The organism is Streptomyces griseoaurantiacus (assembly GCF_036189845.1).
Lineage (GTDB): Bacteria > Actinomycetota > Actinomycetes > Streptomycetales > Streptomycetaceae > Streptomyces > Streptomyces griseoaurantiacus.
On sequence record NZ_CP108326.1, the window covers coordinates 4,433,741 to 4,453,008 of the forward strand.

At 74.6% G+C, this 19,268-nt stretch carries 11 protein-coding genes; 9 read left to right on the forward strand and 2 right to left on the reverse strand.

Features of this window, described 5'->3' with window-relative positions:
• Window positions 1–18 precede the first annotated feature (18 nt).
• Entirely contained in the window at window positions 19–1,143 is a 1,125-nt protein-coding gene (locus tag OHB09_RS19850; protein WP_006140855.1) for a GuaB3 family IMP dehydrogenase-related protein, read from the forward strand.
• Window positions 1,144–1,223: 80 nt separating this feature from the next.
• Here the strand turns inward: OHB09_RS19850 and OHB09_RS19855 are convergent, their stop codons facing one another.
• Window positions 1,224–2,447, reverse strand: a complete 1,224-nt coding sequence (locus tag OHB09_RS19855) for a nucleotide sugar dehydrogenase (protein ID WP_328922318.1) — start codon at window positions 2,445–2,447, stop codon at window positions 1,224–1,226.
• Window positions 2,448–2,744: 297 nt separating this feature from the next.
• Between OHB09_RS19855 and OHB09_RS19860 the strand changes: the two genes are divergently transcribed.
• The gene (locus OHB09_RS19860; RefSeq protein ID WP_328728693.1) at window positions 2,745–4,451 is read left to right on the forward strand and encodes a glycerol-3-phosphate dehydrogenase/oxidase; all 1,707 of its coding nucleotides are present in this window, start codon (window positions 2,745–2,747) and stop codon (window positions 4,449–4,451) included.
• A 114-nt stretch (window positions 4,452–4,565) separates the two neighbouring features.
• On the opposite strand, the gene OHB09_RS19865 is transcribed toward OHB09_RS19860, so the two are convergent.
• Window positions 4,566–5,657, reverse strand: a complete 1,092-nt coding sequence (locus OHB09_RS19865; protein ID WP_328922319.1) for a serine hydrolase domain-containing protein — start codon at window positions 5,655–5,657, stop codon at window positions 4,566–4,568.
• Between the two features lie 218 nt (window positions 5,658–5,875).
• Here OHB09_RS19865 and OHB09_RS19870 point away from each other — a divergent pair, with 218 nt between their 5' ends.
• The 7 genes from OHB09_RS19870 to OHB09_RS19900 all read left to right on the forward strand — a co-directional run bounded on the left by OHB09_RS19870 (window position 5,876) and on the right by OHB09_RS19900 (window position 19,253).
• Window positions 5,876–8,089 (forward strand): serine/threonine-protein kinase, encoded by a 2,214-nt coding sequence (locus OHB09_RS19870; RefSeq protein ID WP_234527813.1) that lies wholly within the window; start codon window positions 5,876–5,878, stop codon window positions 8,087–8,089.
• A 154-nt stretch (window positions 8,090–8,243) separates the two neighbouring features.
• Entirely contained in the window at window positions 8,244–11,300 is a 3,057-nt protein-coding gene (locus OHB09_RS19875; RefSeq protein ID WP_328922320.1) for a protein kinase, read from the forward strand.
• 204 nt (window positions 11,301–11,504) lie between these two features.
• Window positions 11,505–13,436, forward strand: coding sequence for a serine/threonine-protein kinase (locus tag OHB09_RS19880; RefSeq protein WP_006140849.1), 1,932 nt, complete (start codon window positions 11,505–11,507; stop codon window positions 13,434–13,436).
• Between the two features lie 178 nt (window positions 13,437–13,614).
• On the forward strand, window positions 13,615–15,348 hold the full coding sequence (locus tag OHB09_RS19885; RefSeq protein ID WP_328922321.1) for a serine/threonine-protein kinase: 1,734 nt from the start codon (window positions 13,615–13,617) through the stop codon (window positions 15,346–15,348).
• A gap of 54 nt (window positions 15,349–15,402) precedes the next feature.
• A complete protein-coding gene (locus OHB09_RS19890; protein ID WP_328922322.1) occupies window positions 15,403–17,199 on the forward strand; it encodes a serine/threonine-protein kinase in 1,797 nt (598 codons plus the stop codon).
• Between the two features lie 128 nt (window positions 17,200–17,327).
• Entirely contained in the window at window positions 17,328–18,299 is a 972-nt protein-coding gene (locus tag OHB09_RS19895) for an ATP-grasp domain-containing protein (RefSeq protein WP_191891781.1), read from the forward strand.
• Between the two features lie 12 nt (window positions 18,300–18,311).
• Window positions 18,312–19,253: an ATP-grasp domain-containing protein gene (locus OHB09_RS19900; protein ID WP_191891782.1), complete on the forward strand. Its 942-nt coding sequence runs from the start codon at window positions 18,312–18,314 to the stop codon at window positions 19,251–19,253.
• Window positions 19,254–19,268 lie beyond the last annotated feature (15 nt).

Here is a 19,268-nt window from a genome sequence, read left to right on the forward strand (position 1 = left end):
CAGGGAAAGGCCACAGACGTGACTGAGATCGAGATCGGGCGCGGCAAGCGCGGCCGCCGGGCGTACGCCTTCGACGACATCGCCGTCGTCCCCAGCCGCCGTACGCGGGACCCGAAGGAGGTCTCGATCGCCTGGCAGATCGACGCCTACCGGTTCGACCTGCCCTTCCTGGCCGCCCCCATGGACTCGGTCGTCTCCCCGGCCACCGCGATCCGCATCGGCGAGCTCGGCGGACTCGGGGTGCTCAACCTCGAGGGCCTGTGGACCAGGTACGAGGACCCGCAGCCCCTGCTCGACGAGATCGTCGGCCTGCCCGCGGAGAACGCCAGCCGCCGACTGCAGGAGATCTACCGGGAGCCCATCAAGGAAGAGCTGATCGGGCAGCGCATCAAGGAGGTGCGCGACTCCGGCGTCGTCACGGCGGCGGCGCTCTCCCCGCAGCGGACGGCCCAGTTCTCCAAGGCGGTCGTCGACGCGGGCGTGGACATCTTCGTGATCCGCGGGACGACGGTCTCCGCCGAACACGTCTCCGGTTCGCACGAGCCGCTCAACCTGAAGCAGTTCATCTACGAACTCGACGTCCCCGTGATCGTCGGCGGCTGCGCCACCTACACCGCGGCCCTGCACCTGATGCGGACGGGCGCGGCCGGCGTCCTGGTGGGCTTCGGCGGCGGCGCCGCGCACACCACGCGCAACGTGCTCGGCATCCAGGTCCCGATGGCCACCGCGGTCGCCGACGTGGCGGCGGCCCGCCGCGACTACATGGACGAGTCCGGCGGCCGGTACGTCCACGTCATCGCGGACGGCGGCGTCGGCTGGTCCGGCGACCTGCCCAAGGCGATCGCCTGCGGCGCCGACTCCGTGATGATGGGCTCCCCGCTCGCGCGCGCCACCGACGCGCCGGGCCGCGGGCACCACTGGGGCATGGAGGCGGTCAACGAGGAACTGCCGCGCGGCCAGAAGGTCGACCTCGGCACCGTCGGCACGATCGAGGAGGTCCTCACCGGCCCCTCGCGCATCCCGGACGGCTCCATGAACATCTTCGGCGCCCTGCGCCGCGCCATGGCCACGACCGGCTACAGCGAGCTGAAGGAGTTCCAGCGCGTCGAGGTGACGGTGGCGGACTCGCAGCACAAGCGGTGACACCGCGCCGCGCGTGGGCGTGAGCGCGAGAAGGGGCCCGGTCGTGGCGACCGGGCCCCTTCGTACGTCCTCGCGCCCGCTCACAAGCGGTGCGCGGCGCCCGTCGGTGCCGCGCCCCGCGTGTCGAGGAGGAGCTGGGCCTTGACCGACAACCCCTGCAGGTCGTACGTGCGGTGGTGTTGCAGCAGGATCGTCAGATCGGCCTCCGCGACCGCCTCGTAGAGCGAGTCCGCGCGTGGCACGGGGCGGTCGAGCACGTTCCAGGAGTGCACCAGCGGGTCGTGGTAGCTGACGGAGGCCCCGAGTTCCGTGAGCCGTACGGCGATCTCGTGCGCCGGCGAGCCCTTCAGGTCGGCGACGTCCGGTTTGTAGGTGACCCCGAGCAGCAGCACCCGTGCGGCCCGCGCGGACTTGCCGTGCTCGTTGAGCAGCGCGGCGGCCCGCTGGACGACGTACTGCGGCATGTCGTCGTTGACCTGCTGGGCGAGTTCCACCATGCGCAGCCTGCGGCCGCCGGCCGGGCCGAGGGGGCCGCCCAGGTCGTCGAGCGGGACGGTGTGACCGCCGACGCCGGGGCCGGGGCGGAAGGCCTGGAAGCCGAAGGGCTTGGTCTCCGCGCAGCGCACGACGTCCCACAGGTCGACGCCCAGCTCGTGGCAGAGCACGGCCATCTCGTTGACGAGCGCGATGTTGACGTGCCGGTAGTTGGTCTCCAGGAGCTGCACGGTCTCCGCCTCGCGCGGCCCCCGCGCGCGCACCACCTTGTCCGTGAGGCGGCCGTAGAACGCGGCGGCCGACTCGGTGCAGGCGGGGGTCAGTCCGCCGATCACCTTGGGGGTGTTGGCGGGGGAGAAGCCCCGGTTGCCGGGGTCGACGCGGCTCGGGGAGTACGCCAGGTGGAAGTCGCGGCCCGCGCGCAGTCCGGACCCCTCCTCCAGCAGCGGGCGCAGGAAGTCCTCCGTGGTGCCGGGGTACACGGCCGACTCGAGGATCACCGTGGTGTGCGGGCGCAGCCGGCTCGCGAGGGCCCGGGCGGCGGCCTCCACCTGACCCAGGTCGAGCGTGCCGTCCTCGTCCCGCGGGGTGGGGGAACAGATGACGGCGGTGCGGACGCGGCCGAGTTCGGCGGGGCCCGAGGTGATACGGAAACCGCTCGCATGCATGCGGCGCAGTTCCGCGGCGGTGAGGGAGCCGGCGTCGGGGCCGGTGCGGTACCCGACGGTGGGAATGCCGGCTGTCACAGCGGCCTGGGCCAGGGGCATGCCCAGGTGACCGAGTCCGATGACGGCGAGATCTGCGGGCATGGAGTGGGCCGTCCTTCCCATTAACCGGAGCGGGGCAGGCGCGCAAGCGCGGTGGACAGAATGAGCGAGCGCAATGTCAGACTAGGAGTAAATATGACCGAATTGCTGGATTGGTTCGGCGCGTCTCCCTGAGTGTTCCTGCCCGTCCGTGCGTGTTCGTGCGTGTTCACAGGGATGCGTGGGTGTTCCGGCTGGTGGCCGAAGTGGGGCGAGGCGGTCAGAATTGCGGGCATGAGGGATGTGGGCCGGGACTCGCCGCACGGGTGAGGCCGACGCGAGAGACAGCGGGAGGCAGCGGTGAGGACAGCGGCACTGGGTCCGGCGCAGCGCGCCGAGGCACTGGCGGGAATAGCCGAGCGGGAGCTGGACGTGCTGGTCGTGGGCGCGGGCGTGGTCGGCGCCGGCACGGCGCTGGACGCGGCCACCCGCGGCCTGTCCACGGGGCTGGTGGAGGCCCGCGACTGGGCCTCGGGCACCTCCAGCCGGTCCAGCAAGCTCATCCACGGCGGACTGCGCTATCTGGAGATGCTCGACTTCGCCCTGGTGCGCGAGGCGCTGAAGGAGCGCGGACTGCTCCTCGAACGCCTCGCCCCCCACCTGGTCAAGCCGGTCCCGTTCCTCTACCCCCTCCAGCACAAGGGCTGGGAGCGGCTCTACGCGGGTTCGGGCGTCGCCCTCTACGACGTCATGTCGATGGCCCGGGGACACGGCCGCGGGCTGCCCGGACACCGCCACCTGACCCGCCGCCACGCCCTGCGGGTCGCCCCCTGTCTGAAGAAGGACGCCCTGGTCGGCGCGTTGCAGTACTACGACGCGCAGATGGACGACGCCCGCTACGTCGCCACCCTGGTGCGCACCGCCGCCTCCTACGGCGCCCGGGTCGCCAACCGCGCCCGCGTCACAGGATTCCTGCGCGAGGGCGAGCGCGTGGTCGGCGCCCGGGTGCAGGACGTCGAGGGCGGCGGGGAGTACGAGGTGCGCGCCAAGCAGGTCGTCAACGCGACCGGGGTGTGGACCGACGACACCCAGGCGATGGTCGGCGAGCGCGGCCAGTTCCACGTGCGGGCCTCCAAGGGCATCCACCTGGTCGTGCCCAAGGACCGCATCCACTCCACCACCGGGCTCATCCTGCGCACCGAGAAGTCCGTCCTGTTCGTCATCCCCTGGGGACGGCACTGGATCGTCGGCACCACCGACACCGACTGGGACCTCGACAAGGCCCACCCGGCCGCCTCCAGCGCCGACATCGACTACCTGCTCGAACACGTGAACTCGGTGCTCGCGGTGCCGCTCACCCGGGACGACGTGGAGGGCGTGTACGCGGGGCTGCGCCCGCTGCTCGCCGGGGAGTCCGACGCCACGAGCAAGCTCTCCCGAGAGCACACGGTCGCCCACCCGGTGCCGGGCCTCGTGGTCGTCGCGGGCGGCAAGTACACGACGTACCGGGTCATGGCCAAGGACGCGGTCGACGAGGCGGTGCACGCCCTGGACCAGCGGGTCGCGGACTGCGTCACCGAGGACGTCCCGCTGCTCGGCGCGGAGGGCTACCGGGCGCTGTGGAACGCGCGGGCGCGCACCGCCGCGCGGACCGGCCTGCACGTGGCGCGGCTGGAGCACCTGCTCAACCGCTACGGCTCGCTCACCCAGGAGATCCTCGACCTGATCGCGGAGGACTCCTCGCTCGGCGCGCCCCTCCCCGGCGCCGAGGACTACCTGCGCGCCGAGGTCGTCTACGCCGCCTCGCACGAGGGCGCCCGGCACCTGGACGACGTCCTGACCCGGCGCACCCGCATCTCCATCGAGACCTTCGACCGCGGGACGCGCAGCGCCCGGGAGGCGGCGCGGCTGATGGCGCCGGTGCTGGGCTGGGACGAGGAACGGATCGAGCGGGAGGTCCGGCACTACGAGAAGCGCGTCGAGGCCGAACGCGAGTCGCAGCGCCAGCCGGACGACCTGACGGCCGACGCGGCACGGCTGGGCGCGCCGGACATCGTGCCGCTGTGACCGTGCCGCTGCCGCTGCCGCTGCCGCTGCCGCTGCCGGGGACGGGGACGGGGACGGGCAGGTTCACTCGAACGGGTGGGCCCGGGAGGGATCTCCGTTCGGAACCCGGTCGTTCTACGGGGTGCGGGAGCAGAACTCGGCCGACAGCAGGGCCCGCTCGAGGCCGGGATCGGCGAACGCGTCCGTGTTCAGGCGGTAGGTGAGCACACGGCGACCGTCGACGGTGGCCGCGGTGCGCACGTAGCTGCCCGGGATCCGGCCGGAATGTCCCCACACGGTCGTCCCGCACGGAAGGGTCACCGGATAGATGCCCGCGCCGTACACGCCTTGTGCGGCCCGGGTGTCGAGCATCTCGCGCAGCCAGTGCGGGGGCAGCAGTTCGCCGCCGAGCAGGGCCGCGTAGAAGCGGTCCAGGTCGGCGAGCGTGGTCACGAGTTCGCCTGCCGCGCCGGCCACGCGCGGGTCGAGCGCGGTGACGTCGGACCCGTCGGCGGCGTAGGCCCGGCCGTGCGGGGAGGGAAGGGTGGTACGGGCGCCCGGGAAGGAGGTGCCCGTCAGACGCAGGGGGGTGAGGATGCGGCGCTCGGCCTCGGTGGCGTACGAGTGCCCGGTGACCTGACGGACGACCATGCCGAGCAGGACGTAGTTGGTGTTGGAGTACGCGTAGCGGCCCGGCGTGGTGGGGGAGTGGGTGAGGGCGAGACGCACGGCCTCACGCGGCGTCAGGGGGACCATGGCCCCGGTGTCCGCGGTGAAGTCGGCCAGACCGCTGGTCTGCGTGAGCAGGGAGCGCAGGGTGAGGGCACTGCCGTCGTTGCCGTGCCCGCGCACCAGCCCGGGCAGGTGGTCCTCGACGGAGTCCGAGAGCGACAGCCTGTGCTCGGCTGCGAGTTGGAGGACGACGGTGGCGAGGAACGTCTTGGTGAGGCTGCCGGCCCGGAAGTGATCGGCGGCGCGGAGACCGTCCCTCTCCGTGCCCCCGGCACCGGAACCGGCGGGGGTCCCGTTTCCGCCTCCGTCCCCCTCGTTCTCCGCGTGGGCGAAGTGGGAATCCTTCCGGTCCTGCGTGAGGAGCGCTCCGGCGGGAACTCCGGTACGGGTGACCATAATTGACAGGACCGTGTCCGTCGCCGGCCTCTCCCGGCCCCGGGGCCCGGGCGGCGCCGCCGGGTCGTGGGGTGCGAGGGCGAGGAGGGGCAGGGTCATGGCCACGGCCACCAGGGATCGGCGGGCCCGGCGAAGCGGCATCGGCGTCCTCGTTTCGTCACCGCACATCATGGAGGAAGGCCGGTCGTCCGCGTGCCCCGGGTGGTGGGAGCGCGCCCGCTCCGCACGGGGCGTCCTACGGGGCACCCTGGGCGTCGGACGGTCCGTGGGTGAGGGACAATGAAGGCTCTGTCAGGGCGGGTTGCATGAGGGGACGCATGTCGGAGGCGGAGCGGGCGGGGTCATCCCGTCAGGACAAGAGCGGACGTCTCCTCGCCGGGCGGTACCGGCTGGGAGGGGTCCTCGGCCGCGGCGGCATGGGCACGGTGTGGCGGGCCGAGGACGAGACCCTCGGCCGCGCGGTCGCCGTGAAGGAGCTGCGGTTCCCGTCGAGCATCGACGAGGAGGAGAAGCGCCGGCTGATCACGCGCACGCTGCGCGAGGCGAAGGCGATCGCGCGGATCCGCAACACGGGCGCGGTCACGGTCTTCGACGTCGTGCAGGAGGACGACCGCCCCTGGATCGTCATGGAGCTGATCGAGGGCAAGTCCCTCGCCGAGGTCATCCGTGAGGACGGCGTACTCGAACCGAGGCGTGCCGCAGAGGTGGGACTCGCGGTCCTGGACGTGCTGCGGGCCGCGCACAGCGAGGGCATCCTGCACCGTGACGTGAAGCCGTCCAACGTGCTGATCAGCGAGGACGGCCGGGTCGTGCTCACCGACTTCGGTATTGCCCAGGTCGAGGGCGACCCGTCCATCACCTCGACCGGCATGCTCGTCGGCGCCCCCTCCTACATCTCCCCGGAGCGTGCCCGCGGGCACAAGCCGGGCCCGGCGGCCGACCTGTGGTCGCTCGGCGGCCTGATCTACGCCTCGGTGGAGGGCGTTCCGCCCTACGACAAGGGTTCGGCGATCGCCACCCTGACGGCGGTCATGACGGAGCCCGTCGAGGAGCCCAAGAACGCGGGCCCGCTGCGCGGCGTCATCTTCGGACTGCTCGCCAAGGACCCGGAGCAGCGGCTCGACGACGCGGGCGCCCGGGCGATGCTCAACGAGGTGATCGACGCCACCGATGCCGCCAAGGGCTCCGTCGCGGAACCGGTGGACGCCACCCGGGTCGTGGCGCTGCCGCCGGTGCCCGAGTCGGACGGGGGTGCCCCCGACAAGCTGCGCGGGGCACTGCGCTCCGTCCGCAAGGCGGCGGGTGCCGCGACCGCCCGCTCCAGGCGCGGCGGTGCGCCGGGCGAGGCCAGGAGCGGGGTCACGCCCGGCACGGGCAAGGAGTCGGGGACCACGGGAGGCGGCAAGGCGGCCGGCGCGTCGGCCGCAGGGGCCGCCGCGGGTGCGGCGGCGGCCGCCGGGACCGCGGGCACCTCGGGGACTCCGACCGCCACCCCGGCCGCGTCGGACTCCTCCTCGGCCGCGTCGGAGCCCTCGTCCTCCTCCACGCCCTCGTCCCCCTCCACGCCCTCGTCTCCCTCCGCCTCCCCCTCGGTGGGGGCGGCCTCGGAGAAGTCCACGGTCGACGCATCGAACTCCGGTGCGGCGAAAACCAGTTCGGGCTGGCCCGTGGTGCCGGAACCGGACCGCCCGCGGCGGCCCGCGCCCGCCCCCCGGGCGCCGATCACCGACGTCGTGCCGAAGCGGGCGCTGGTGGTCGTCGCCGTGGTCGTGGTGCTCGCCGTGCTCGGTACGGTGCTCGCGCTGACGCTGGGTGACGACGACGGCGGGGACAAGCGCGCCGACACCAAGGCGGACACGTCCCAGGGTGCGAGCAGCGGCTCGGGCAAGGGCGGCAAGGACGACAGCGGCAAGGGCGGTGCCTCCGGCAACGGCGGCGAGGGCGAGAAGAACGACGACGGGTCGCGCACGGACGGCTCGGGGAAGGGCTCCGGGGACACCGACGAGGACGGCACGGCGGACGGCTCCACCTCCGGCGACTCGGACTCCTCCTCCTCGAACGGCTCCTCGGACTCGTCCGGGTCCTCCTCCGGCGGCAGCGGCAAGGTGACCACGTACAAGGGCGCGCAGGGCTTCTCCATCGGGCTGCCCAAGGGCTGGAAGTACACGAAGACGGACTCGGCAGGGGCCCGTTTCACCGGCCCCGAGGGGCAGCGGCTGCTGATCGCCTGGACCTCCACCCCGAAGAACGACCCGGTGGCGGACTGGAAGAGCCAGGAGCGCTACATGACCCGCTCCCAGTACCACCGCATCCGAATAGAGAAGGTGGACTACCGCGGCTGGAACGCCGCCGACTGGGAGTTCACCTACTCCGACAACGGGACGCAGTACCGGACGATCGACCGGGGTTTCGTCGTCAACGACCACCAGGGTTATGCGCTGATGTACTCGGCGAAGTCGGCCCGGTGGAAGAGCGACCTGCGCAAGGACACCTGGAAGACCCTGAACACCACGTTCGAGCCGAAGTCATGAGGTGACGTTCCGTACGGTTGCGGGACGCCGAGATGTCATATACCTCCATGCGGGTTGCCCACGGCACGTATCGTGAGTGGTTGCGAACCGTACGCATCCACAACGGGGCGCAAGACGAACGGAATTGACCAGCCGACCGGCCGGGGGAGGCACTGTGGACGACTACGCGGGACGGGTTCTCGCCGACCGCTACCGCCTGCCGCTGCCTGCCGCCGACGAGGACGAGTTCGCCGACGGACGCGCCTTCGACACCTACAGCGGCCAGGAAGTGCTCATCCGGCAGGTGCCGCTGCCGGAGGTCGTCGAGGCGGAGGTGCTCGACGCGGACGGTCTGCCGGACGGCTTCGTGGCCCGTGACGCCGGGGCGCGCGGCCGCGGCGGGCGCGGCGCCACGCGCCGGCCCGCCGATCCCGCGGTACGGCGCGCGATCGAGGCGGCGCAGGCCGCCGCGCGGATTCCCGACCACCCCCGTCTCGACCAGGTCTTCGACGTGTTCGCCGAGGGCGGTTCGCTGTGGGTCGTCAGCGAGTTGGTGCCCGCGCGCTCGCTGGCGGCGCTCCTCGACGAGCAGCTCCTGACGCCCTACCGGGCGGCCGAGGTCGCCTCCGACGTGCTGATGGCCCTGCGGGTGCTGCACGCGCACGGCTGGGTGCACCGCAACATCACGGCGCGCACGGTGCTCGTCTGCGAGGACGGCCGGGTGATGCTCACCGGGCTCGCGGTCGGCGCCGCCGAGGAGGCGCTGTGCGGGTACGACCCCGTGCCGCCGGACATCGACGCCGACGCCGGTACCGGGAACGGGGCGGACGCCGGTGCGCCCGGCGCCGTGCCCGACACCTTCCGGGGGCCCGCCGCCGGTCCGGTGACGCCCTCGGCCCCGGTGCCCCCGGGTCCGCGCCCGCCGAGTGCCTGGCGCGCGATCCCGGGGGCGCGCGGCGCCGGCCTCGACGGTGCCGGTGGCCCGGGGGGCCCGGCCGTGGGCCCGGGGGCGCGCGGGGCCGTCGGAGCCGCCGGGGGCATGGTCAGCGCACCGGCCGGGGGCGCCCTCGGGGCGGTGGCGGGCGGCATGAGCGCGGCGGACGCCGAGGAGGCACGCCGCGCGGCACTCGAAGCGCGGGCCAACGGGGCGATGACGCCGCAGGGCGGCTCCGGGGGCGTGCCGGCCCCCGGCCCCAGGGCGCCGGAGAACGGGGACGACGTACGGGCGGCGCGGGCCGGGGCGATCGCCGCCTACCGGGCCGGTGCCCGGGCCGCCGCGCGCGTGCAGGAGGAGGAGCGCAGCAGCCGGGCCGCGCTCCCCGCGCCGCGCCCCGCGCACAGTCTTCCGCCCGGTGGTCCCGCCTCCGAGGGTGGCGCTCCGAGCGCGCACGGCGGTCCCCGGGGCGCGGGCCCGGCGGGCACGCCGGAGCAGGACCCGGCGCTCGGCGTGGAACAGGCGCCCTCCCCGGCACCCGGCCAGATCGCCGATCCCTACGGCGTCCTGGGCCGGCCCGGCGCGTACGGCCCCGCAGGAGCCTCGGGCGGGCCGCAGCTCTACGGTGGCCCGGGAACACAGGGCGGCCCCGGTATCCCGGGCGGTCCCGTCCGCCCCGGTGAGCCGGCCAATCCGGCCGTGCCCGGCGTGCCCGGTGTTCCGGGGGCCCGGAGCGGCGCGGGCGCGTACGGCGCCCCGGAGGGACGGGCCCCCTACGGGGCCGGCATGCGGGACCCGGCGGCCCACCGCGCCGCCGCCCCCGTCCGGCCGGGCGTCCACGGCACCCCGGAGGGACCTCCCCCGTACGGCACCGGTGTGGAGGGCCCGGCGGCCTACGGTGCCGTCCCCGACACGGCGCGCGGCCACGGTCCCGCCGGGGAGGCGGACCCGCACCGCGCCCCCGAGGTCCGGGACGCGCCCACCGCGCACTGGGGGCGGAGTGCGCCCGGGCGCGCACCCCAGCGCGGGCCGGGCACCGCGCTGGAGGCGGAACGGGCCCGGCAGGCGCGGATGGCGCTGGTCGGTCCCGTCACCGAGCGCTGGGCGCCCGAGCAGGCCGGGCCGGTGCACGAGAACTGGCAGCTCGCCGCCCCCATCGGTCCCGCCACCGACCTGTGGGCGCTGGGCGCGCTGCTGTTCCGCTCGGTCCAGGGCCATGCCCCGTACCCCGAGGAGAACACCGCCGAGCTGGTGCAGCTCGTGTGCGCGGAGCCGCCCGCCTTCGCCGAGGAGTGCGGACCGCTGCGGCCGGTCGTGGAGTCGCTGCTGCGTCAGGACCCCACCGAGCGGCCCGACTTCGAGGAACTGCGCGGTTGGCTGCGCTCGCTCGTGCGCTCGGCGCCCGAGCCGGAGGCAGGCGCGCACGTCGTGTCCGCGCCCCCCATCGACACCCGGCGACTGCCCATCGTGCGGCGGCGCGGCGAACTCGTGCGGCGCCGCAGGGCCGGACTGCCCGTCGCCACCCGGGCCCGCCACCGGGGCGCGCGAGCGGGCCGTCCCCGTCGGCTCGGCCGGACCCTGCTCGTGCTGATACTGCTGGCGATGGCCGCGGCGGTGGCGTACGCCATGGTGTTCCTGCCGAAGAACGGGGCGCGCGAGGACGGCGCGGGTGCCGACCGCGCGGGCACCGTCGGCGAGGCGAGCGCCGCCCCCGCGCCCTCGGCGAAGGACGAGGCCGAGGGCAAGGAGAAGGGGAAGGGCGGCGGCAGCGCGTCCCCCGACGCGGGGAAGAGCACCTCCGGGTCCGAGGAGGACTCGGGGACCGGCAGCGACGGCGGTTCCGGCGTCGCCCAGGGCTTCACCCTGCGCAAGGACAGCGAGGGCTTCCGGGTCGCCGTCGCCGACGGCTGGGACCGCGCGGGCCGCAACGGCAGGGGCCAGGTCGTCTACTCCCACGGCGAGTTCGAGCTGATCGTCGTACCGGGCCGGGACAGCACGGGCACATTCGGCACCGACCTGCTGACCTACCAGCGGGAGAAGGAACCGGAGACGCAGCCCTTCCGGGACTCGACCTGGGCGACCTCCACCGGCATGCGCCGGATCGACGTGGGCGGACGGACCATGGCGGAGGGCCAGTTCACCTGGACCGCCGGCGGCAAGGAGCTGTACGTGCGCAATCTCGTGCTGCTGGTCGGCAACCGCTACCACGTGGTGCAGGTGCGCGGTCCGGAGGCCGAGCGCGACGAGGTCACCCGCCTCTACGAGCAGGCGGAGCAGACGTACCGGGCCACCGGCTGACGGCTCGTGACGGGCAGTGACGGTGGCCTTCGCGCATGACGGGTGATCGGGTGTTATGTCGCCACTCGCACCCCTGACGCCACAGCAGGTGCCACAACTCCCAAGCGTCACAGTGTCGTTTCCGTACCACCCCGCCGGTTCCCAGTGCGGGGGCGGGTCCTTACGCTGGTTGTGTCAAGACCATTGCGGGGAAACGTGAATCAGATGCAGGGCCAGCTTCTCGCGGGCCGCTACCGGCTCGTCGACCCGATCGGCAGCGGGGGCATGGGCCGCGTATGGCGTGCCCGGGACGAGGTGCTCCACCGGTCGGTCGCCATCAAGGAACTGACGGCCGCGCTCTACGTCACCGACAGTGACCGTGCGGTGCTGCTGGCGCGTACCCAGACCGAGGCACGGGCGGCGGCACGGATCAACCACTCGGCCGTCGTCACCGTGCACGACGTGCTGGAGCACGACAACCGGCCGTGGATCGTCATGGAACTGGTCGAGGGCGGCTCGCTCGCCGACGCGGTCCGGGACCGCGAGCGGCTGGAGCCGGCCGAGGCCGCCCGCATCGGGCTGTGGGTGCTGCGCGCCCTGGGCGCCGCGCACGCCGCCGGCGTCGTGCACCGCGACGTCAAGCCGGGCAACGTCCTGCTGGCCACCGACGGGCGGGTACTGCTCACGGACTTCGGCATCGCCCAGGTGGAGGGCGACACGACGATCACCCGCACCGGGGAGATCGTCGGCTCGGTCGACTACCTGGCCCCCGAACGCGTGCGCGGCCAGGACCCCGGGCCCGCCTCCGACCTGTGGGCGCTCGGCGCCACGCTGTACACGGCGGTGGAGGGCCGCTCGCCGTTCCGGCGCACCTCGCCGCTGACCACCATGCAGGCCGTCGTGGACGAGGAGCCGCCCGAGCCGCGGTACGCCGGACCCGCGCTCGGACCGGTCATCGAGGCCTTCCTGCGCAAGGATCCGGCGACACGGCCGAGCGCGCGGGAGGCCGAGCAGATGCTCGCCGAGGCGGCGGAGGGCCGCCGCCCGCGCGCGGCCCAGGCCTACGTCCCGACCCGGCACGTCGATCGCGCCACCGGCAGCACCCCGGGCGGTGAGGCCGCCAGTGGTGAGGGCCCGGAGGGCGAGGGCGCGACGGACCGGCAGGGGGCCGCGGGGACGACGTCCGGGACCTCGGGAGGGACGGCGGCCACGCGCACGCCCACCGACGCCACCCATGCCCTCGACGCCGCCCGCGCCACCGACGCCGCCACGGCCGTCGCCGAGGCCTCCGGCGCGTACGCCGCCGCCCGCGCGGCGGACGGGTACACGGCCACGCCGGTGCCGGGACGCGCCACCGTCGGCACGCACATAGCGGGCGCGCCCGCGTCGCCGGGCGCCCCCGGCCATCCGGCCACGCCCCCCTTCGGTGCCACCGCCCACCAGACGCAGCAGGCGTCCGCGGGCGCCGGGGACCGGCCGCGCCGCCGCGGCCGCACGGTCGCGCTCGTCCTGGCACTGGCCGTGGTCGTCGGCGCCGGCGGCGCCCTGGCCTGGAACCAGCTGGGGAACGGCGGCCCGGACGGCAAGAAGTCCGACACCTCCGCCTCGGGCGCCGCCGTCCGTTCCGAATCCCCCTCCTCCGGCTCCCGCACGCCCTCCACCGGCGAGGACGGGGCCTCCGCAGTGGTTCCCGAGGGCTGGCAGCGCGTGGACGACCCGCTGGGATTCAGCATCGTCGTCCCGCAGGGCTGGAAGCGGCAGGTCGAGGGCAGCCAGATCGACTACACGCCCGACGGCGGACAGCACTTCCTGCGCGTGGCGGTGGACGACTCCCCGGACTTCGACACGGCGTACGGGCACCTCGCCGACCTGGAGCAGCAGTTGAAGCGGCTGACCGCCTATCAGCGGGTCAGTCTGAACTCCAACGTCTACCGCGACTGCCAGGGCGCGCTGTGGGACTTCACCTGGACCGCGCTCGCCAAGGACGGGCCGTACCCCGGTCCGCGACGGGCCGTCGAGCAGGCGTACATCAGCCGGGACGGCGTCGAGTACGCGCTCTACCTGTCCGGCCCCGCCTCGGACTGGGACACCGCGCGCAAGCAGTTCGACACGATGCTGCGCGGCTGGCGACCGCCGGCACAGCGTCCCTCGGCGTAGGGGCGTAGGGGCGTAGGGGCGTAGGGGCGTAGGGGCCTGCCGGGGCGCCGGGGGCTTCGTGCGCCCCCGAAGTCCACCGTTCGTGCTGCCGCACGCCCCGGCCCCGGTACGTCACTTGTCGGCCAGCCGCGTTCCGTTGCCCCGGGGGGCGGTGGTGGGGTGCGGCATGATGGGGCGCATGGGGACCGAGGGGGAGAACGTCCGTGTGATCGCGGGCCGATACCGGCTTCGGAACAGGCTCGGACGCGGCGGAATGGGTGTCGTCTGGCGTGCCACGGACGAACTGCTCGGCCGGGACGTGGCCGTCAAGGAGCTCCCCTTCGACGGCTCGCTCTCCGCGGAGGAGGCCCGCGCCCGGCGCGACCGCACGCTGCGGGAGGCACGGGCGGTCGCGCAGCTCCACCACCCGCACATCATCGTCGTCCACGACGTCGTGGAGGACGACGAACGCCCGTACATCGTCATGGAGCTGATCGACGGCGGATCGCTGGCCGACCGCATCGCGGCGGAGGGCCCGCTCGACGTGCGGGAGGCGGCGCGCCTCGGCGTCGACCTGCTCGGCGCGCTGAGCCGGGCGCACGAGGCCGGGGTGCTGCACCGTGATCTGAAACCCGCCAATGTGCTGCTGGAGAGCGGGACCGGCCGGGTCGTCCTCACGGACTTCGGCATCGCGCAGGTCGCGGGGGCGTCGACGCTGACCGAGACCGGCTCCTTCGTCGGCTCGCCCGAGTACACCGCGCCGGAACGGATGTCGGGGGCCAGGACGGGGCCGGAGTCCGACCTGTGGTCGCTCGGCGCGCTGCTGTGCGCGGCGCTCAGCGGCGAGTCGCCGTTCCGCCGGGACTCCGTGGGCGAGGTGCTGCACGCCGTCGTGCTCGACGAGATCCGGCCACCGGAGCGGGCGGGTCCGCTGCTGCCCGTCGTACGGGGACTGCTCGACCGCGACCCCGAGCGGCGCATGAGCGCGCCGGAGGCGGAACGGCTGCTGCGGGAGGTGTACGAGACGGGACGGGCGCCGCGCGGGACGGGGCACACCGCACGCGGGGCGACGGGGCGCACCCCGCTCGGCTCGTACCGGACGCGCGCGCCCTCGTACACCCCGACACAACGGAACGTGCCGCGCGCGCCCGCCGGGCCGCCCTCGCCGTCCTCCCCGCCCTCGGGCACGCCGTCCGCCGCGCCGGCCCGCCCCGGCCGCCACTCGACCCGGAGCCTGATGCTGATGGCGGCGCTGGTCGCCGCCCTGACGGGCGCGGGCGTCACGGCGGCGGCACTGCTGCTGCACGGGGACGGCGACGGAGGCGGGGAACCCGGCCGCCCGGGTCCCGAGACCTCGGTCAGCGCGCCCCGCCCGACACCCACGCCGAGCCCCTCGGGCACGACCCCGGGCACCACCGGCTCGGCCTCCGCCCCGGCCCCCGGCGCGAGCGCCTCCACGGCCGCCGGGCACCGGGCCCCCTCCGGCTACCGCACCGTGCGCGACCCGGAGGGCTTCTCGCTCGCCGTGCCGGAGGGCTTCACCCGCCGGCCGCAGGGCGAGCGCGTGTTCTATCTGTCGGCCGACGGGCACGTCCGCCTCGGCATCAAAGTCGCCGCCCCCGATCCGGGGGGCCCGCTCGCGGTCATGCGCCGGGCGCACGCCGGGGGCCCGTCCACCAACCCCGGTTACCGCGCCGGCCGCGTCACGCGCACCGGGCACGAGGGCCGGCCGGCGGCGCTGTGGGAGTTCACCTGGGACGGTTTCGACGCGGCGGCCGAGGGCCCCCGGCACACCTACGACCTGTGCTGGGACGAGGGGGGCCGGATGTACGACGTGTGGGTGTCGGCGCCGGTCGGAAGGGGACGGGAGGCGAGGGAGTACTTCGACGTCGCGGTGGACACCTTCGCGCCGGGCGATGTCACAGGTGGGTGACCGGTTCCGGGCAGGTGTGGTGCCGCCCCCCGTCCCCGCGCTAAGCATGGGGGCATGAACGACAACGGGGGAGCCACACAGGGACCGGACGAACCGACGAGCTACGCGCTGCAACCCCCGCAGGCGCGGAAGCCTCACCCGGACAATCCCTACGCCGCTCCGCGCCCGGAGCCGACCGGGCAGACCCAGGCCCCTCCACAGTCCCGGGCCCACCCGCAGCCTCAGCCGCATCCCCGGTCGTCCCGGCCGCACCCCCACCCGGAGCCCCGCCCGGCGACCGAGGCCGGGCATCCGGCCCCGGTGCCGGAGCAGGCCGCGGGCCCCGGAGCGGGTCCGGGCGCCGCGCCGGGCGTCGGCCGCCTCGTCGCCGGCCGCTACCGCCTCCTCTCCCGCCTCGGCCACGGCGGCATGGGCACCGTGTGGCGGGCCAAGGACGAGACGGTGGACCGCGAGGTCGCGGTGAAGGAGCCGCGGGTCCCCGAACACCTGGGCGAGCAGGAGCGCGCGACCGTCTTCGAACGCATGCGCCGCGAGGCACGTGCCGCCGCCCGCCTGGACCACCCGGCGGTGGTGACCGTGCACGACGTGGCGGTGGTGGACGGCCGGCCGTGGATCGTCATGGAACTGGTCCACGGCCGCAGTCTGGGCGACGCGCTCCAGGAGGGCACCCTCGACGTCCGCGAGGCGGCCCGCATCGGCCTCGAGGTGCTGGGCGCGCTGCGGGCCGCGCACGCGGCGGGCGTGCTGCACCGTGACGTGAAGCCGGACAACGTACTGCTCGGCCGCCACGACAGAGTCGTGCTCACGGACTTCGGCATCGCCCAGATCGAGGGTGAGACCCGGCTCACCGACACCGGCGGCTTCGTCGGCTCGCCCGAGTACATCGCCCCGGAGCGGGTGCTGGGCCGGCGCCCGGGCCCCGCCGCCGACCTGTGGTCGCTGGGCGTCCTGCTGTACGCGGCGACGGAGGGCGTCTCCCCGTTCCGCCGCAGCAACACCCCGGCCACCCTCCAGGCGGTCCTCAACGCCACACCCGCCCCGCCGGCCGCCGCGCGGGGGCCGCTGGCCGAACTGATCAACGCCCTGCTGCAGAAGGACCCGGCGCACCGCCCGGACGAGCCCCGGGTGCGCGCCCTGCTGGAACGGGCGGCCGCCCCGCCGCCGGCCCAGGCGCCCACCCAGGTGGTCTCCGCGCCGGCCCCCGAGGGCGGCGGGGGCATCCGCATCGGACGCAAGGCGCTGCGGGTCTCCCTCGGAGTCCTGGGCGCGGCCCTCGTCGCCGCGGCGGCGACCACGTACTGGCTGGTCGCGGACCCGTTCGCGGGCTCCCTCCCGGAGGGCTGGAGCAAGCACCACGTCACGCGTCTGGGCGCGACGCTGCCGGCCCCGGCCTCGTACCGCGCGAGCGGTCCGGACGCCGACGAGTCCGACAGGAACTGGGTGATGTACAGCGACCCGAGCGGCGCGATCACCATCGTGCTGCACGTGGCCCGCAAGGCGGAGGACACCGGCCACGAGATCAAGTCCTCGGCGGCCGCGGAGATGTACGCGGAGAACGACGAGTTCAAGGCCCGCGGCGACTACACCCGCGACATGCCCGCCAACCCGCACACGGCCCCCGACGGCAAGACGACCTTCCACGGCAGGCCGGCGGCCGAGAACACGCTCGCCTACACCACCACGGACAGCAGCGACCCGACCCCGCGCGAGGAACGCGTCTTCTACTACAGGACCTCGGCCGGGAACATGTACCAGGTCGCGGTCAGCTACCCCGGCAAGGGCGACTTCACGGCCAGGGGCCGCGAGGTCGCCCGCACGACACTGGCCAACCTGGACATCGACAAGCCCTGACGCCCCGTCGGTTCGCCGCCGGTACCGGTGGCGTCCGCGCGGGGCGTTCATGACATCCTGTGACGTCGCGCGACGTCTCGGGAGGCCGCATGGGAACGGCGGACGTCCAGGGGGTTTGGGGAAGGTCGATGAGGCTCTGCTTCCTGGTGGAGGAGCAATACCGCCGCGACGGCATGCCGGTCGAGGTGATCCGGCAACTGACCTCCTGGGGGCACCGGGTGGACGTCGTGCGGCCCGGCAGTTCCCTGCTGCGCGTGTCCGAGGACGTGTGGGCCGGCACCCATGACGCCTGGGTCCTCAAGACCGTCTCCGGGGGCCCCGGCCTCACTCTGCTGGAGGCCGCCGCCGCACTCGGGATGACGACGGTCAACGACGCCCGGTCGATCCGGGGCGTGCGCGACAAGGCGCTCGCCGCGGCCGTCGGCCGCAGCCGCGGACTGCCGCTCCCGCAGACCTGGGCGGCGGCGCGGCCCGAACTCCTCGCGGAGATACCGGACTCGGAGTACCCGCTCGTTGTCAAGCCCGCCGACGGCAGTTCGGGACGGGCGGTGCACCTGGTCCCGACGCCCGCCCGGCTCGCCGAACTCCTCCCCGTGCTCGCGGGCGAGGGCATGCTGATCGCCCAGCCCTACGTGCCCAACTCGGGCATGGACCTCAAGGTCTACGCCGTCGGCGGCGAGCTGTACGCCACCGAGCGCCGTTCGCCGCTCCACCCGGACCACGCGATACGCGAACGCGCGGTGCCGCTCCCGGCGGAGGTCGCCGCGGTGGTCGCCCGCACGGGCGCGGTCTACGGCCTGGACCTGTACGGCGTCGACGTCCTGCTCGGCCCGGACGGCCCCGTCATCGTCGACGTCAACGACTTCCCCAGCTTCCGCCGGGTCCCGGACGCGACGGCGCGGGTGGCCCGCGCCGTGCTCGAACTGGCCCGTGGCGGAAGCCGTTCCGCCGAGGCGGCGGAACGATCCTTCGTACCCCCGGCCGAGCTTCCGCCCCCGGCACCGACCTCGGCCGAGTGGCACGAGGGGGCCGTCGAGGCGCCCGCGATGCCGCGCCCCCGCACGTCGCAGGTGCCCGCCGCCGCGCGCGAGCGCATCTGAGACCGGGGACCCATGAGGATCGGCCTGATCACGTCCGCCCCCGGGCACCCCCTGCTCGCCGCCACCACCGCGCTGCTCGTCCCCGGCCACCGGGTCGTGCACCTGGACCCCGGGACGGCCGTGCCGGACACCGCGGACGAGGAGCCGCTCGCCGACGTGTACCTGCTCAAGGCCCGCACCCCGCGCGCGCTGGAGCTGGCCGCCGCGCTGGAACGGCGCGGCGCCCCCGTCGTCAACTCGTCGTCCGCGACCGCGCTCTGCCAGGACCGCACCGCCATGGCGGATCTCGCGTTGAGGGCCGGACTGCCCTTTGCGCCCACCCGTACCTTCCCGGCCCTCGCCGACCTGGCCTCGGGGCCGCCCCTGACCGGTCCCGTGGTGGTCAAGAGCCGCCACAGCCGCAGACAGGACCTGGTGGCCAGGGTCGATGGCGACGCCCGGCTGCGGGAACTCGCGGCGGCCGCGCCCGGGGAGCCGGTCGTGGTGCAGGACTTCGTGCCGAACAGCGGTGACGACCACAAGTTGTGGGTCGTCGGCGAGCAGGTCTTCGCCGCGCTGCGCCGGTCCGAACTCGCGCCCGGGGGACGGGGCCCCACCCGGCCGCTCCCCGACGCCGGGCTGCCGGCCGGATGGGCCGCCCTCGCCCGCCGCGTCGGCGAGGTCTTCGCGTTGGACGTCTACGGCGTCGACGTCCTCGACACCGGCGGGGGCGCCCCGGTGATCGTGGACGTCAACGCCTTCCCCGGCATCCGCGGCCAGGCCGGCGCCCCGGAGGCCCTCGCGGCACTCGCCCTGTCGAGGTCCGGCGGGGACGAACGCCGAGAACGCCGAGAACGCCCCGAAGACCCCGAAGACCCCGAAGGTCAAGGGGGCCGAGAACGAGGGGAAGGCCAAGGAGGCCGGGAAGGCCCGGAAGGCCGGGAAGAGGGACGCGGTGCGCACGCAACGCGCTGATCAGGCCATTCGCTG

Bases quoted from the DNA above. Each gene is read 5' to 3' on its own strand.
- OHB09_RS19855 (WP_328922318.1), bottom strand. From the start codon at position 2,447: ATGCCCGCAGATCTCGCCGTCATCGGACTCGGTCACCTGGGCATGCCC.
- OHB09_RS19865 (WP_328922319.1), bottom strand. From the start codon at position 5,657: ATGACCCTGCCCCTCCTCGCCCTCGCACCCCACGACCCGGCGGCGCCG.
- OHB09_RS19870 (WP_234527813.1), top strand. From the start codon at position 5,876: ATGTCGGAGGCGGAGCGGGCGGGGTCATCCCGTCAGGACAAGAGCGGA.
- OHB09_RS19880 (WP_006140849.1), top strand. From the start codon at position 11,505: ATGCAGGGCCAGCTTCTCGCGGGCCGCTACCGGCTCGTCGACCCGATC.
- OHB09_RS19885 (WP_328922321.1), top strand. From the start codon at position 13,615: ATGGGGACCGAGGGGGAGAACGTCCGTGTGATCGCGGGCCGATACCGG.
- OHB09_RS19890 (WP_328922322.1), top strand. From the start codon at position 15,403: ATGAACGACAACGGGGGAGCCACACAGGGACCGGACGAACCGACGAGC.
- OHB09_RS19895 (WP_191891781.1), top strand. From the start codon at position 17,328: ATGAGGCTCTGCTTCCTGGTGGAGGAGCAATACCGCCGCGACGGCATG.
- OHB09_RS19900 (WP_191891782.1), top strand. From the start codon at position 18,312: ATGAGGATCGGCCTGATCACGTCCGCCCCCGGGCACCCCCTGCTCGCC.